This window comes from Brevibacillus agri (assembly GCF_004117055.1).
GTDB lineage: Bacteria > Bacillota > Bacilli > Brevibacillales > Brevibacillaceae > Brevibacillus > Brevibacillus agri.
Genome location: NZ_CP026363.1, coordinates 1,019,833 through 1,035,138, shown reverse-complemented (window position 1 = coordinate 1,035,138; position 15,306 = coordinate 1,019,833). Strand labels below are relative to the sequence as shown.

Here is a 15,306-nt window from a genome sequence, read left to right as displayed (position 1 = left end):
CGACTGTTCTCCTCTCTACGGATGCATCTAGGAACGGCTACTCCATTTTTCTTTTAATACGGTCAAAACAAACCGGGGAATAGCCAGTTGACGCTTCCAGCGAGACGGCTGAGAAGCTAGTCGGTAAAACCATTCCAAATGCAATTTTTGCCAAATTTCCGGCGCTCGTTTTACTTTTCCGGAGATGACATCGAAGCTGCCGCCTACCCCCATCATCAAGGAGGCGTTCAGGCGATCGCGATACTTCACCATCCATTCGTCCTGTCTGGGCGCGCCCAGTGCGACGAACAGCAGCTCCGGCCTGGCTTCGGCAATCTCCTGCACGATGCCCTCCTCGTCTTCTGCCCGGAAAAATCCGTCCCGGTATCCGACGATGCGCGCATTCGGGTAGCGAGCAGCCAGCTTTTCCGCGGCCAAACGGATGACATCCGGCTTGGCACCGAGCAGGTAGACTCCCCACTGGTGCTTGTTTGCTTCCGCCATCAACGCTTCCAGCAGCTCCACGCCTGTAACGCGCTCACGGATCGGCTGATTCGTCCATTTGGCAGCGTAGACGATGCCGATTCCATCGGGAACGACATAGGCTTGTTCCACGATCGATTGAAAAGCGCGATCCGCCCTCGCCAGCATGACGATTTCCGGATTGGCTGTTACGACATGGGTCTTTTGGCCGTTTTTAATGCGTTCTGCTATATATGTGACTGTCTCGCGAAAGCCGCGAGTCGAAAATGGCACACCTAAGATGTTTGCGACCTGTTTGGTCAATGTTTTCACCTTCATTATATAAGTTGCCCACTAGCCATTTTACCCGAAAAGAAAAGCACATTCAAGGATATCATGAATGTGCTTTATTTCCTGCCGTCAAGGCAAACATCAGTCCGCCCTCTGCGACTACTTTCCCATTAACGATGGCCTTCCCGTGCCCTTTGCCGATCGAACCGCGCACGCGCGTCAGCTCAACTTCCAGCGTTAGCGTGTCGCCAGGCTTCACCTGATCCTTGAAACGAAACTCGTCAATGCCGGCAAACAGCCCGATTTTTCCTTGATGCTCCTCCATGCTGAGGATGGCGACAGCTCCGACTTGCGCCAACGCTTCCACAATCAGGACGCCAGGCATGACCGGATAGCCAGGAAAATGCCCCTGGAAAAACGGCTCGTTCACTGTCACATTCTTGATCCCGACTGCGCGTTTTCCTTGCTCCAGCTCTTCAATTTTGTCCACCAGCAAAAACGGATAGCGGTGCGGAATGATTTCCTGGATTTGCATAATATCAAGCGGTGCTTTAAATTCCATGTCTGATCGCTCCATTTCCATACTTTATCTGGGCTTGTCCGTGCATGAAGACCAGTTGGCAAACTGAGAATAAACGTAACTCCCGCCTCCGACAAGTCGGCATAGCGGGGTTAAAATAGAAGGGGCACTTCCTCCCCAAACGGGAAGTGCTCTTTTTCCATCCCTTACGTGCGGTTCAACAGCCGAAACTTCCCTAAATAGATCGCGCTCGTAATGAACGAGAACGCGATCACCGTCCACAATATCGCTTCGCTGTAATGATATCTATACATGACAAGCGGTATGACCAAATACAAAAGAACTGTTGTCAACTTGCCATATGCATTTGCTGGTACCGTTTTTTTGCCCCGGAAGTGGTAAATAGCTCCTGTTATTATCATGGCCAGATCACGCATAAAGAAAAACAGGGCGGCCCACACGCTGATCCGCTCTGTCAAAAACAATGAGGCGATCACCGCCAACATCATTAACTTGTCTGCCAGAGGGTCCAACATGATTCCGATTGTGGTCACAAGCTTATGTTTCCGCGCGATGTACCCATCTGCGATGTCCGTGACTCCCGCCAAAATCAAAATGCCCAAAGCGATTTCGACGTGAAAAGGAATCCCGGAGAAAAAGACATACAGGTACAAAGGGATGAGCACGATGCGAAAGATCGTAAGCAAATTGGGAAGATTCACGGACATCCCTCCGTAGCAAGAATCGTCGCTTCCTTTTTCAACCACTCGATCTATTATACTCTGTGGACAATCTGCGCAACAAGTCCCTCTAAAAAACAGGCAGCCCCAACCATCCGGTTCGGGCTTGTCCAGCTTGCTCTTCTCTTTTCGTTGCTTACGTATCTGCAAAAAGCAAGTCCCACATATGCTTGTATGTCCCGAGATCAAATACTTCCGCTGTCGGCTTGTGTCCCACTACTCCGTAGCCAATTACCAAACCGATGACGAGAGAGAAAAACAACAGGAGTGGGACCAGCACAATCTTGGCGACCGTCACTCGCCAGTTTCTGCCGCTCCGTTCCCGCTCTTTTGGCTTTTTCCTAACCTCTTCGGTATCACGCGGGAACCTTCTACCCTTCCCTTGTTCCATGCTCCTCTCCTCCGTCGTCACTGATTGAATGAATTATCTGCTGCGCAGCGAATTGGCAATTCCCATCATCTGATCGCTGATGCCGATGGCCCGCGAATTCAGTTGATAAGCGCGTTGAATGTTCACCAGTTGCGACATTTCCTCTGTCATCGTCACGTTGGAGCCTTCCAGTGCCCCCTGGCGCAGTGAAGCAATGCCTTCCTCAATGGCGTTGGCATACTTGGTCATCGGGTTTTCCCCGGAAGCAAGCTCGGCGTCGAACAAGTTTTGTCCCACCTGCTGCAATTGATCCGGATTGTCCACTTTCCAGACGCCGATCGTGCCATAGGAGACTCCATTGGCAGAAAGCTCGCCCTCTGGCGTAATTTGAATGTCTTGCACCGGCTCAGGCAAAACGATGTTCACACCGTTATTGTCCGTGAGAATGTGGCCGGATGTCGTGTGCAGCACATAGCCGCCCTCGTCATCATCGTATTGTACCTTGAAAGAGCCGTCGCGCGTAAGGCGACTTTCTTCCTGAATTACCGCTCCGGTTGCATCCTTGATTTTGTGCGTGACCAGAAAATAGCCCGGCCCTTCAATCAGCACATTCGTCGGCACATCCGTCAGCTTGACGCTGCCCTGACCGAGATCGAGCTTGGTCAAGCCGAGGCGGGCGCCACTGCCCACACGCAAGCCTGCAGGCGTATTGCGGTTTTGATTGTCCACTGCCGGCTGCTCGGTCATCGAATCGGCGAGAAGCTCGGAAAACGATGCCACTCTGCGCTTGTAGCCAATGGTATCAATATTCGCCAGGTTGTTGGCGGTATTGTCCAACGCCTGCTGAATGCCGCGCATGGCCGATGTCGAGATGTTAAGCGACTGCATCCTTCCTACCTCCTATTATCCATTTACCCGTCCGATTTCATTAGCGGCCTTGTCCAGCGTGCCATCAATTGTCGTAATCACCCGCTGATTCGCCTCATACGCGCGCAGCACGCTCATCATGCTTGTCATGGTTTGCGCCGGGTCTACGTTGGAGCGCTCTCTCCAGCCCTGCTGCGTGCCGTATCGCCCTGCAACAGCAGGCGTATCGTACTCTCCGGCTGCCAGTGCAGCCTGATCTTCTGCTTCCACGATGTCGATTGCTTGTACCTCTGCGTCGCCTTCATAGCGGAAGACGTTTGTTCCCTCGCGAACGAGCTTCTGCGGATCAGTCACGACGCTCAAGCCCAGTCGCGGATGGGCGGCAAGCGTCTGGTACTCCTCGCTCGCCGTATCCCGGTAGAGCAGCTCGCCAGCCTGATTGATTTTCAGGTCCTGGCCGACATTGATGCCGGTGTCCGGATCGTTCAGCCGAATCGCCTGATTTTGATTGTCGAGCACATAGTATCCGTCCGGCGTCACCAGGTATCCATCCGCATTTACGCTCCAGTTGCCGTTCCTCGTGTAGCGGATATCCTCTTGCTGAGCCGGCTGCGTCAAGTCCTCAATCCGTGCCACGCTGTAAAACAGCCGGCGTTCATTGCCGTCCTGATCGGGCTGCAGGTTGTCCAACAGAGCGACATCGTACGGATTGCGCGTCTCCTCGATGTCCCCTTGTGTAAAATTCGGGATGGCTTCCGACATGTACACGCCGGAGTTCAACCGTCCGATTACCGCAGGCTGTCCCGGCATATTCGGAATGCCAGGAAATTCAGGCCCTTCGGAATCGCGCATGCGCGAGAGTAGCTGTTCCGGAAACGCTCGCATCACACCCACGTCCTGTTTGTAACCAGGCGTATTGATGTTAGCCAGATTATTCGCCAGCGATTCTTGCCTGTTTTGCAAGGCCAGCATGCCAGATGCAGACGTATACAAGCCTCTTATCACGTCATCTTACCCCCTGAATAATCGCCTATTCGAGTGAGCCGGTACTTTGTCCAAATAGTCCAGCATCATTCCGGTTCCTTTGGCTACACACATCATCGGCTCTTCCGCTACCAGCACAGGAACCTTCAGCTCCTCTGCCAAAATCTCGTCGATACCGTGCAAAAGTGCGCCGCCGCCGGTCAGGAAAACACCCTTATCAATTATATCGGCAGAAAGCTCCGGAGGTGTTCGTTCCAAAACAGATTTGGAGGCTTGTACAATCGCGCTCACCGACTCGGCCAGGGCTTCTTGGACTTCGCCCGATTGAATGGTAATTGTTTGCGGCAAGCCGCTTACCATGTCTCGACCACGAATGTCCATTTCGTCCTGGCGCCCGCCGGATACGGTTCCGATCTGAACCTTGATATCTTCAGCCGTACGCTCTCCAATCAGCAGTTTGTATTTATTTTTTATGTACCGCATAATGGCCACATCGAATGTGTCTCCAGCTATTTTGATGGAGGAAGACGTGACAATATCGCCCATAGACAGTACCGCAACATCGGTCGTACCCCCACCGATATCCACTACCATATTGCCCGACGGCTGAAAAATATCCATCCCTGCCCCTACTGCGGCAACTTTCGGTTCTTCTTCGATAAATACCTGTCTTGCGCCGCCACTGCGCTCTGCTGCTTCGCGAATCGCTTTTTGCTCGACAGACGTAATGTTCGTCGGGCAGCAGATCAGAATGCGTGGGCGCGCAAACATGCTTTTCCCGCCGATTTTGTTCAAAAAGTGCTTCAGCATCGCTTCCGTAATCTCGAAATCCGCAATGACCCCTTCGCGCAAAGGTCGGATCGCTACGATATTACCTGGGGTGCGGCCCACCATGCGATGCGCTTCGTGCCCCACGGCCAATACTTTTCTTGTATTATTATCTATTGCCACGACAGATGGTTCGTCTAGGACTATCCCCTTGCCTTTTACATACACCAAGACATTGGCCGTCCCCAAGTCGATCCCGATATCTTTGCCAAACATGAAAGGTCCTCCCTGTTACCAGTTACATTTCTACCTAATATCATAGGCTCTTCTACGTGAGAGGACAAGGAAATTCTTTATTGGACACTTTCCTCCTGTTCCACGCGGACTTTTTTACTGCGCCGCTTGTACTTGATCTTGGTCGCTTCGCCTCCCCGAAGATGTCTGATGGCTTTGTGATATTCCAAAATTTCCTTAACCTGGTTAGCCAGCTCCGGATTTATTTCAGGCAGCCTTTCCGTCAAGTCCTTGTGCACTGTGCTTTTGGAAACACCGAACTCTTTGGCGATCATCCGAACCGTATTTCGCGTCTCTACTATATATCGGCCAATCTTGATGGTCCGCTCTTTGATGTAGTCGTGCACATTACTCGCCTCCTTGTATCTACATTGTCTGATACAATATATGGGTGCGTAGGGACACATATTCTACGTTTCCAAGCCTGACAAGCCAGCACGGCCGCATCTTTTTTCCACAGTTTGTACCAACAGCAAAAAAACACCCGCAAGACGCTTGATTTTGCAGGTGTTTTCCATGATTTCGCCTGTTATTGATTTTTTGCTTCCGCCTGCAGCAAATATTGCTGAGGGTTGACCGGCTTGCCGTCCACATGTACTTCAAAGTGGAGGTGGACGCCGAAGTCTTTTTCATACTCGTTGCGGCCGGCCGATCCGATGACCTGGCCCTGTGTCACTTCATCGCCCGGTTTGACTGTGATGTTTTCCAGGCTTTGATAAACGGTGACCATTTTGTCAGCGTGCTCTACCTCAACGGTTTTGCCGACGAGCGGATCATTCTCCACCTTGGTCACTTTTCCGGCGAGCGCAGCGACAACATCAAAGCTCTTGCCGTCGGTTGCCTTCAAATCAATACCCGTGTGCGGGTAGAAGGAATTGCCGTACTTGACGAGCGCTTTTTGCTGCTCGTCTTTGGACGCCTGCTCATCGTAGTAGCCCATTCCCAGCTCATACTGAACGTTTTTGCCTACAGGCCATGCCAACGGTTGAACGCCACTTGTTACAGGTACCGCTTCTTCGCTTTGCTCTGGTGTCTCAGGAGCCGCTGGAGTTGTCACTGCCACGTTATCCCCGACATTCGTCATTTTGGAGACCGTGTCCATGACGCTGCCCTGATACCACATCACAAAAGCGAGAATGATTGCTGCGGTTCCGATGTAGATTGCGGGGAACGCCCACTTCTTGCCCAAAACTTTTTTCCAAGAGCTTGCCTTCTTGAATGGAATCGGTTGATTTTGATTTTTTTGATCTTCCATTTTATTCATCACCTCATCCCTCAGTATCGCCAGAATTTTGGCGTATAAACCTGAGGGAGTAGGGAAAAGTAAAAATTTGCGTTCTTTTTTGCTAGGCGCGCAAAATTTGCGAGTATTCCTGCAGGCTGATTCCTTGATAGAAGTGCTTCACGATCTGCTCGGCGGTTTTTCCGCTCTTGGCCATGCCGTTTGCTCCCCACTGGCTCATGCCGACACCGTGGCCGTATCCTTTGGTCGTAATAAACACCTGATTCCCCCTGAGTTCCAACGAAAAGGACGACGAATTTAAATTCAGCTTTTCGCGAAATTCCCGCCCGCTGAACTCCTTGCCGCCAATGCTGATCTTGCCAACCCGATTGCCTGTCGTTCGCGACTCGATTCGATACCAGGCCCCACTTGAAGACGCCTCCTGCGCAAGCTTCACGCCCAGCTCTTTTTCCAGCTCTGCCGTCGACTTGACCACCGTTTCTTCATAACGGGGAGACTCGATATCCCACGGGCTGGCAACGCTTTTCAAATAAGGGATCGGCCTTTCCCAGTACTCATCCGAGTTTTCGGTGAAACCGTTGCTGGTGGAAAAAAACGTCGCATCAATCGGCTCTCCCTGGTACGTCAGCACGACACCCGCAGTTGCCTGAACGGCTTGCTCGATGCGCTTGCTTTTCCATTCGTATTGGTCCCCCCAGCGCTCGCGGCGCTGCGCTTCATCCATATAGACCTGATGCTGGACGGTATCCAGCACCTGTCCGCCTGCCGGCACGTCGTCGAACTTCCCTTGCTTCAACCTGCGCACGATATACGTTCGCGCAGCCATCGCCTGGGCTTTCAGCGCCTCCAGTTCAAATTCGGCAGGCATCTCGGCGGCTACCACTCCGGCAATGTACGTCTCCAGCGGCAGTGTCTCCACAACCTTTTTTTCTGTCCGGTAGACCTTGATGGAAAGCGACGGGGCAGTTCCGGCCATTGCGGGTTTGTCCTGCCCTTGGACGGCTGCGGCTGGCTGGGCGGCCGAATCGTGCGAGGGAGCAAACAGATAGACCAGCGCGGCCGGCATCAGGACGAGCAAGATCGGCAAAGTGATAAACCCTATGAGCAAGTAGCGTTTCATCAAGTGATCCTCCCCGTTAAGTGCTAGACACTTTCAGTCTATGTACTGCCGCAGACCGATAGAACGAGAGAGTAAGAGAGTCGCGAGAAAAGAAAAAAGACCCCCTGCTTTCGCAGAGAATCTTCGTTTTTGTCATATAGCTGACACATTGGTTACGCAAAATTAGGAGAGAAGCTTACCTTGATCGTATCCGGTACTACCGCTTCGCGCTTTTTCTCCTCTGGGCCTACGCGCTCTACATCTGCCCCAAGCGCCAGCAGTTTTTCCGTAAAGTTCACGTACCCACGGTCGATATGATGGAGAGCCGTAACCTCTGTCTCCCCCTCTGACACCAAGCCAGCCAGCACCAATGCGGCACCTGCGCGCAAATCAGTCGCTGCTACCTTGCTTCCGGTCAGCTTGGAGCCGCCTTCCACAATCGCACTGCGTCCTTCGATTTTGATATTGGCATTCATGCGGCGGAACTCTTCCACGTGCATGAAACGATTTTCAAAAACGGTTTCAGTCACGATGCTCGTTCCTTCTGAAACAAGCAAAAGCGCCATCATTTGCGACTGCATGTCAGTCGGGAAGCCTGGATACGGCAGCGTCTTGAGATCGACAGCCTTGAGCGGACCAGTCCGGCGAACGCGAATGCCGTTCTCCTGCTCGTCTACCTCTACGCCCATTTCCCGCAGCTTGGCAGTGACGGATTTCAGGTGATCGCAAATCGCGCCTTCCACAAAGACATCGCCACCCGTAATCGCTGCGGCTACCATGAACGTTCCCGCCTCGATCCGGTCAGGGATGACGCAATGCGTGCAGCCCTTCAGCTTTTCCACGCCTTCAATGCGAATAGAGCCAGTTCCCGCACCGCGGATTTTTGCGCCCATTCTGTTCAGGAAGTTGGCCAGGTCGACAATCTCCGGCTCCTCTGCCGCGTTTTCAATCACGGTCGTCCCTTCGGCCAAAGCAGCCGCCATCATGATATTTTCCGTTGCGCCGACGCTTGCGATATCGAGGTAGATTTTTGCCCCTTTCAATCGCCCGTCTGCTTTCGCTTCAATAAACCCTTGTCCGATCTCGATTTTGGCTCCCATAGCCTCAAACCCTTTTAGGTGTTGGTCGATCGGGCGGGTACCAATGGCACAACCACCTGGAAGAGCGACACGAGCCTGTCCTTTTCTTGCCAAAAGCGGCCCCATCACCAGGAAGGATGCACGCATTTTGCGGACCAGTTCATAGGATGCTTCCACGCTGGTGAGCTCGGAAGCATGGATTGTCAGCACTTCATGATCATATGTAAGGGAGATTCCCATCGATTTCAAGAGGTCGCATATCGTCCTGACATCGTCGAGAGCAGGTACATCCGAGATCACGCATGTTCCTTCTTCTGCCAGGATAGATGCTGCAATAATAGGGAGTACGGCATTTTTGGCGCCAGATACTTTCACATTACCGGCCAATGCCTTACCACCACGGACAATAATTTTATCCAATGTGTACCCCTCCGCGTGCTAATATTCCACTGTGATGATTGGCGTACCTACAGTGACCCATGTGCCAGCATTGCCACTGTCACGGTGTGTCGCCACTTGCAGATTCATCTTTTGCCCGTTTAACGCGATGAATGGCTCCCACAAAGGGGTATGTCCGGAAATACTGACAACCGTCTCATCTTGTAAACGTTCCAATTCTGTTGCCTGGAGGGTAGCAAAAATCGACATAATTTTACCCCCCTGTTGGTCAACACTCATCTTAACATTGTACAATCCGCGAATACAAGTGCTAATTTGCGGAATAAAGTCGGCATTTTTCAGGGCTTTCGCGAAGGTTTCTTGTATCTGCTCAATATATAGTAGGGATTCACGGCTTCCGGATAATTGCAGCACTAGATATGTGTCAAACGAACCATTTTTAGGAACGCCTGTCACCTCGTAGCGCACCGAAACGCCGTTTTGCTTGTATGTAGTCCGATACATAAGAACGTTGCTGTTCTGCGATTCCCCGTCAAGGGAAAGAGGGATCTCCAGCTTTTTTGCCCATGTCCGTGCCAACTCTTTGACTTCTTCCGGACGCAGCACTTCTCCCATTGCCACACGCGCGCGTACCTGGATGGATACGCCCGTTGCTCCTGAATCTTCGAGCGTTTGCATTAGCTTGCTCGCAACAGGTTTTGCTTCCGACGCCTGCGCAGGCATCCAGTACACAACACAAACTGCCAGCAATAGAGCAAGTACAAGCAGGCCAGACCATTTCCCCATTTAAATCCTCTCCCCATGTTTCATGGCTATCTCTTTGTACTTCTCATTTTGCACATGAAACTGGGTAGATATACCAGCAAACGCAATGAAGTTTGGTCAATCAGGAAAACAGGTTGCCGAAAGTCATGGACCAGCCCAAATAATCCAGGAAAAAGCGCGATACTTCGTAGCCGATCACGATCGACAAAAGAATTTGCAGCAGCTTGGCTTGCGCCCCCTGCGGATGCTTGACGATCTTTTCAAAGCGAAATGATTGCAGAGCCCACCAGGCGAGTGCAATGAATACAATCGACATGACGATGCTCAATACGCCGTACACTTCTTGCGGCATGGTTGTTCCTCCTCTTGCAAATCAGTAACCAAAAAAAGAAAAAGGGACAGCCCGAAAGCGAGCTATCCCTTCTATTGTACATGATGTAGCGTTCCGTTACGAGTATCACTGAAAGTTGGGAGGAAGCATGTTCCCAAAGTCAAACGACGGATTGAAATGAATCTGTACGTAATCGGTAACCAGACCCGGGAAGGCCCCGAAAAACACCGTCAAAAGAGCCAGGACGAAAACGAGAGTCCAGATGCCTTTTGGCACGGCGAGCGGCGCTTCGCTCGTCCCCGGACGCATGTACATCTGTCTGATAATCCCGAAGTAATAATAATAGGAAATGACGCTTGTGACGATCATGATCGCTGCCAGCCAGTAGTTTTCCTGGGCCAGAGCGCCCATGAACAGATAGAATTTCCCGAAGAATCCTGCGGTGACAGGAATGCCCGCCAGCGACAGCAGGAAAATGCTCATCGCAATCGCCATAATCGGCGAGCGGTGATACAAGCCTGCGAAGCCTTTGATCTCCTCTGTCCCTTGCTCGCGGGTGACAACCATGATGACCGCGAAGGCCCCGAAGCTGACGAGCAAATAGCCGAACAGGTAGAAAATCACTTCGCCGAAAAACAGCGTCGTCGGTGGCACGAACGGCACCAGCAAGTAACCCGCTTGCGCGATACCCGAGTAAGCCATCATGCGCTTGACGTTTGTTTGCCGCAGCGCCATCGTGTTACCGATAATCATCGAGGCTGCCGCCATCAGGCCGAGGTACAGGCTCCCTTCCTGGAAAAAGAAGCGGTTTGCCCCGTCGTTGACGTTAAAGAACGAGATCAGCAGGACGCGGAACAACAGCGAGAAGCCTGCCGCTTTTGATACGACCGCCAAAAACGCCGTGACTGGAGTCGGAGCGCCCTGGTACACATCCGGCGCCCACATGTGGTTGGGAGCCGCGGATATTTTAAAGGCAAGACCGACCGCCAAAAAGGCAAAGGCCATGTACACGAGGAACTGATAGCCGGCCATTCCGGCCTCTGCCAAGCGGAACGAGATTTCGTAAATATGCGTCGTTCCCGTCAGTCCGTACACGTACGACATCCCGAACAAGGTAACCGCTGTGGCGATTCCGCCCGAGACGACGTATTTGAAAGCCGACTCGTTCGACTGCAGCGACTTTTTCCGCAGGCCGACGAGCACATAGGACGACAGGGACAAAAGCTCAAGACCTACGAACAGCGTAATCAGATCGGCAGAGGACGCCATGACCATGGCCCCCAAAAGACCTGTCAGCATCAAATAATAGTACTCTCCCGTATGGGTAACCTCTCCCTTTTTCAAATACGAGAGAGAGATCAGGATCGCAAATGCCGTCCCGCCCAGGAAAAGCAGCTTGAACGCGTTGCCGTAGTCGTCAATGCGGATCATGTCCGCCATGTAGCTGTAGGGCTTGTCGAGCACATTGACGTTGACGAAGACAAAGACTGTCGCCAGCACTACCCCCACCAGGGACAGCCAGCCGATCACCTGCCTGCCAAGGCGCTTGCCCGCAAACAGGTCCAGGAGCGACAGAATCGTCGCAAATCCGAGAATGATAAATTCGGGCAGAAGGTAGCTCCAGTCATATGAGAAAATATCTTTTACGTCCATGGATTACCCTCCTATTCCCGTTACGATCGGTACGATCGTTTTCAGGGCCTGCTGCATCGGATTGCCCAAAATAGCCGGGTACACCCCGATGAGTATAATGAAGCCGAGCAGCACGACCATCGGAATCACTTCCATTGGCTGTGCGTCCGCAAGACCCGTAAAACGGCTTGGCGTAGGGCCAAATGTCGTCCGCAGGATCGCCCGTAGCAAATAAACGGCTGTGAGCACGATTCCGAGCGCCCCGACCGCGGCCAACACCGGCATCCGGCCGAACAGCCCGAGGAAAGCGAAAAACTCACTGATAAACCCGGACATGCCTGGCAGTCCCAGCGACGCCATCCCGCCAGCCAGGAAAATCCCGCTGACAAACGGCATGGATTTGGCCAGGCCGCCGAGCTCGTCGATCATCGAAGTCTGCGTCCGGTCCCAAATGACGCCGATCAGGAAGAACAGCAGCGCCGAAATAAAGCCGTGGGAAACGACCTGGAACATCGCTCCCTGAAAGCCGATCGAGTTCATCGCCGCAAAGCCAAGCAGTACGATCCCCATGTGGCTGATACTGGAATAGGCCAGAACCATCTTCAAATCTTTTTGCACAAAAGCGAGAACTGCTCCGTACAAAACGTTGATGATTCCCAAAACCGCCAGCCACGTCGAGAACTGATAGGCTTGCTCCGGGAAAAATCCGATGCCCATCCGCAAAAGTCCATAAGCCCCCATCTTCAGTAAAATGCCGGAGTGGATCATGACGATGGAAGGGGGAGCCTGTACGTGCACCTTCAGCATCCACGTATGGAACGGGAATACCGGCAGCTTGATGGCAAAGGCTACAAACAGCGCCAGGAACAGCCCGAGCCGGATCGCTGGCGTCAGCGCGGCAGTGACCGGATGCTCCGGTGTCGTCAGGATCGCGGAAATCTGATCGATATTCAGCGTCCGCATCACGACGAAAATCATGATGAAAGCCAGGAGCATGATGCCAGAGCCGATTCCGTTGTACAAAAGGAACTTGTTCGCCGCATGCTCCCGCTCGCCATAGCCCCAGATGCCGACGAGGAAGTACATCGGCACCAGCGTCAGCTCGAAGAAGATGAAGAACAAAAACAGGTTATCGGCGGCAAACACACCCAGCATCCCGATCAGCAGCAGGTGGAACAGGATGAAAAATTCCTTCAGCCGCTTTTTGATCTGCCAGGAAGCGACCGCTGCCATCGTGCCGATAATCGCTGTCAGCAAAATCAGCGGCATCGAGATGCCATCCACGCCCAGCTCGTAGTTGATTTCAAACGCAAAAACCGTCCCCGTCTGCGCAAGTCCGATCGGGATGGAAATCCAGTCGTGGCGCTCGACAAACTGAAGATTGGACGTATCGTAATTGAAAGCTCCAAACATCCAGAAGGCCAAAATCAGCGGCAGCAAGGTTCCCAGTACCCCCACCTGCTTGATTGCCCCGAATCGGCGGCTCGGGATGAAGGCGATGATAAGAATCGCCAGGAGCGGCGAAAACACCAGCGACGACAAAAGGATATTAGCGCCCGAATCCAAAGAGTCCACCTCCCTCGACCGTCAAACTGATGGCGATAATCAACAGCAGCAGACCGAACAGGACCATCGCCCCGTAAGACTGGATCTGACCGCTTTGCACTCGCGCATGCAGGGAGCCGATCCCTTGTGCAATCTTGGCTGTCAGCCCAACCAGGCCATCCACCACGTACTTGTCAAACCCGTTCAGGAAAATGCCCAGCCAGCCGAGCGGCCGCACAACGACATAGTGATACAGCTCATCCACATAGTATTTTCGGTAAGAGAGTCGATAGAGCCACGGCAGCGTTTCGGGAATGCTGTCCGGGGAAATCGACTTTTTGCCGTACATGAAGTAGGCCAAAATGACTCCGAGCACCGAGATGAGCAGCGCCACGATTTGCAGCCAGGACGCCGCATGCTCTGTTCCCTCTCCAAAAATGCCTGTGATCGCCGTTCCCGTGCTCGTAGACAGGAGCCAGTCAGACAGCAGCGGAGCGTATGGCGTGTTCACAAAACCAGCCACAACCGCAAGCAGCGCCAAAATTAGCAGCGGACCAGTCATGACGCCTGGAGACTCGTGCGCTTCGTGCTTGCCTCTGGCCTTTCCGGCGAACGTGAGGAAAAACAATCGGAACATATAGAATGCGGTAAAGAAAGCTGCAACGAGCGCAATGACCAAAAGATCGTAGCGATGCGCCCCATACACAGCGCCCAATATCGCTTCCTTCGACCAGAATCCGGCGAACGGAAAAATCCCCGCGATTGCCAGACATCCGATCAAAAAGGTCAACGCCGTAACCGGCATTTTTTTCCACAAACCACCCATCTCGAAAACGTCCTGCGTATGTACAGCGTGGATTACGCTGCCCGCTCCGAGAAAGAGCAACGCTTTGAAAAAGGCGTGTGTCATCAGGTGGAACGATCCAGCCACATAACCGGCAGCTCCGGCGACGCCGAGCGCCATCATCATGTAGCCCAACTGGCTGACTGTCGAATACGCCAGCACGCGCTTGATGTCCCGCTGTGTCAAACCGATGGAAGCGGCAAAAATCGCCGTGATGCCGCCCACATAAGCCACCACCGTCAGCGCTGTTTCTGAGGCGATAAACAGTGGATAAGTAGCCGCCACCAGATACACGCCGGCAGCAACCATCGTCGCCGCGTGAATCAGGGCAGACACTGGCGTAGGACCTTCCATCGCGTCAGGCAGCCACGTATGCAGCGGGAACTGGCCTGATTTGCCCATCGCCCCGATAAAAATCAGAATCGCGGCAACGGTAATCATCCACGGCTCCAGCCGTCCGAGCGCCACACTCTCAAAAATCGCCCCGTACTCAAAGCTTCCTGTCCACCAGAACAACAGACAGATCCCGATGAACAGTCCCAGGTCGCCGATCCGCGTGACAATAAACGCTTTTTTGGCCGCAGCCTTCGCTTCCGGCTTGAAGTAGTAGTAGCCGACGAGCAGGAAGGAGCAGACACCGACCAGCTCCCAGAAAATGTACACTTGCAGCAGGTTCGGCGAAATCACCAGACCAAGCATGGAAAACGTGAACAGCGCCAGGTACTGGTAAAACACCGGAAAACGCTCGTCGCCGTGCATGTAGCCTTTGGAATAAATCTGAACCAGCAGGCTGACCAAGGTCACGATGACCAGCATCATTGCATTGAGCGGCGTTACCTCGAAGCCCATGTTGATGACAATGTCACCGACGTGCAGCCACTCTACCACGTAATTGTAGTCTGCTCCCCCATCCCGGAATCTCTGCCAGAAGGCGAGCACTGCGATCCCGAAAGAAACAGCCGTCAGCCCGATGCCGACGATGGCCGCTCCTTCTTTCAACTGGCGACCAAATGAAACGATCACGATGAAAGCAAGAAGCGGAAACAGAGGGATCAGCCAGGCGTAGTGCAAAAAAGTATCCATCTTTGTCCTCC

16 protein-coding genes are annotated in these 15,306 nt (G+C 52.9%); all 16 read right to left on the bottom strand.

The features are described from left to right. Positions 1-27 precede the first annotated feature (27 nt). Positions 28-765, bottom strand: a complete 738-nt coding sequence (locus tag BA6348_RS05185; protein WP_174768820.1) for a WecB/TagA/CpsF family glycosyltransferase — start codon at positions 763-765, stop codon at positions 28-30. Positions 766-835: 70 nt separating this feature from the next. Further along, positions 836-1,294 carry a 3-hydroxyacyl-ACP dehydratase FabZ gene (gene fabZ, locus BA6348_RS05180; protein WP_005831818.1) on the bottom strand — a complete coding sequence of 153 codons (459 nt, stop codon included), beginning with the start codon at positions 1,292-1,294 and terminating at the stop codon, positions 836-838. Between the two features lie 164 nt (positions 1,295-1,458). Then, positions 1,459-1,980: a CDP-alcohol phosphatidyltransferase family protein gene (locus BA6348_RS05175; protein ID WP_035985901.1), complete on the bottom strand. Its 522-nt coding sequence runs from the start codon at positions 1,978-1,980 to the stop codon at positions 1,459-1,461. A gap of 148 nt (positions 1,981-2,128) precedes the next feature. After that, positions 2,129-2,383, bottom strand: a complete 255-nt coding sequence (locus BA6348_RS05170; protein ID WP_005831814.1) for a DNA-directed RNA polymerase subunit beta — start codon at positions 2,381-2,383, stop codon at positions 2,129-2,131. Positions 2,384-2,416: 33 nt separating this feature from the next. Beyond that, positions 2,417-3,250 (bottom strand): flagellar hook-basal body protein, encoded by an 834-nt coding sequence (locus tag BA6348_RS05165; protein WP_007778467.1) that lies wholly within the window; start codon positions 3,248-3,250, stop codon positions 2,417-2,419. A gap of 15 nt (positions 3,251-3,265) precedes the next feature. Continuing rightward, a complete protein-coding gene (locus BA6348_RS05160) occupies positions 3,266-4,234 on the bottom strand; it encodes a flagellar hook-basal body protein (RefSeq protein WP_007778464.1) in 969 nt (322 codons plus the stop codon). A 6-nt stretch (positions 4,235-4,240) separates the two neighbouring features. Further along, a complete protein-coding gene (gene mreB, locus BA6348_RS05155) occupies positions 4,241-5,257 on the bottom strand; it encodes a rod shape-determining protein (RefSeq protein ID WP_005831808.1) in 1,017 nt (338 codons plus the stop codon). Positions 5,258-5,334: 77 nt separating this feature from the next. Further along, positions 5,335-5,622, bottom strand: a complete 288-nt coding sequence (gene spoIIID, locus BA6348_RS05150) for a sporulation transcriptional regulator SpoIIID (protein ID WP_005831806.1) — start codon at positions 5,620-5,622, stop codon at positions 5,335-5,337. Positions 5,623-5,804: 182 nt separating this feature from the next. After that, positions 5,805-6,530, bottom strand: coding sequence for a M23 family metallopeptidase (locus BA6348_RS05145; RefSeq protein ID WP_005831802.1), 726 nt, complete (start codon positions 6,528-6,530; stop codon positions 5,805-5,807). A 91-nt stretch (positions 6,531-6,621) separates the two neighbouring features. Beyond that, positions 6,622-7,638, bottom strand: a complete 1,017-nt coding sequence (gene spoIID / locus BA6348_RS05140) for a stage II sporulation protein D (protein WP_025843651.1) — start codon at positions 7,636-7,638, stop codon at positions 6,622-6,624. Positions 7,639-7,790: 152 nt separating this feature from the next. Then, complete coding sequence (murA, locus tag BA6348_RS05135; protein WP_007778456.1) at positions 7,791-9,116, bottom strand: UDP-N-acetylglucosamine 1-carboxyvinyltransferase; 1,326 nt, start codon at positions 9,114-9,116, stop codon at positions 7,791-7,793. Between the two features lie 18 nt (positions 9,117-9,134). After that, positions 9,135-9,881: a YwmB family TATA-box binding protein gene (locus BA6348_RS05130; protein WP_122952861.1), complete on the bottom strand. Its 747-nt coding sequence runs from the start codon at positions 9,879-9,881 to the stop codon at positions 9,135-9,137. A 100-nt stretch (positions 9,882-9,981) separates the two neighbouring features. Beyond that, positions 9,982-10,212, bottom strand: coding sequence for a DUF1146 family protein (locus BA6348_RS05125; protein ID WP_005831793.1), 231 nt, complete (start codon positions 10,210-10,212; stop codon positions 9,982-9,984). A gap of 105 nt (positions 10,213-10,317) precedes the next feature. Next, complete coding sequence (gene nuoN / locus BA6348_RS05120; RefSeq protein ID WP_005831791.1) at positions 10,318-11,844, bottom strand: NADH-quinone oxidoreductase subunit NuoN; 1,527 nt, start codon at positions 11,842-11,844, stop codon at positions 10,318-10,320. Between the two features lie 3 nt (positions 11,845-11,847). Continuing rightward, positions 11,848-13,389 (bottom strand): complex I subunit 4 family protein, encoded by a 1,542-nt coding sequence (locus BA6348_RS05115; RefSeq protein WP_122952860.1) that lies wholly within the window; start codon positions 13,387-13,389, stop codon positions 11,848-11,850. Beyond that, complete coding sequence (gene nuoL, locus BA6348_RS05110) at positions 13,373-15,295, bottom strand: NADH-quinone oxidoreductase subunit L (protein WP_005831785.1); 1,923 nt, start codon at positions 15,293-15,295, stop codon at positions 13,373-13,375. Before nuoL ends, BA6348_RS05115 begins: the two co-directional genes overlap by 17 nt. Between the last annotated feature and the right edge of the window lie 11 nt (positions 15,296-15,306).

Coding starts and splice junctions, on each gene's coding strand:
- fabZ (WP_005831818.1), bottom strand. CDS start 1,294: ATGGAATTTAAAGCACCGCTTGATATTATGCAAATCCAGGAAATCATT.
- BA6348_RS05175 (WP_035985901.1), bottom strand. CDS start 1,980: ATGTCCGTGAATCTTCCCAATTTGCTTACGATCTTTCGCATCGTGCTC.
- BA6348_RS05170 (WP_005831814.1), bottom strand. CDS start 2,383: ATGGAACAAGGGAAGGGTAGAAGGTTCCCGCGTGATACCGAAGAGGTT.
- BA6348_RS05165 (WP_007778467.1), bottom strand. CDS start 3,250: ATGCAGTCGCTTAACATCTCGACATCGGCCATGCGCGGCATTCAGCAG.
- mreB (WP_005831808.1), bottom strand. CDS start 5,257: ATGTTTGGCAAAGATATCGGGATCGACTTGGGGACGGCCAATGTCTTG.
- BA6348_RS05145 (WP_005831802.1), bottom strand. CDS start 6,530: ATGGAAGATCAAAAAAATCAAAATCAACCGATTCCATTCAAGAAGGCA.
- spoIID (WP_025843651.1), bottom strand. CDS start 7,638: ATGAAACGCTACTTGCTCATAGGGTTTATCACTTTGCCGATCTTGCTC.
- BA6348_RS05130 (WP_122952861.1), bottom strand. CDS start 9,881: ATGGGGAAATGGTCTGGCCTGCTTGTACTTGCTCTATTGCTGGCAGTT.
- BA6348_RS05125 (WP_005831793.1), bottom strand. CDS start 10,212: ATGCCGCAAGAAGTGTACGGCGTATTGAGCATCGTCATGTCGATTGTA.
- nuoN (WP_005831791.1), bottom strand. CDS start 11,844: ATGGACGTAAAAGATATTTTCTCATATGACTGGAGCTACCTTCTGCCC.
- nuoL (WP_005831785.1), bottom strand. CDS start 15,295: ATGGATACTTTTTTGCACTACGCCTGGCTGATCCCTCTGTTTCCGCTT.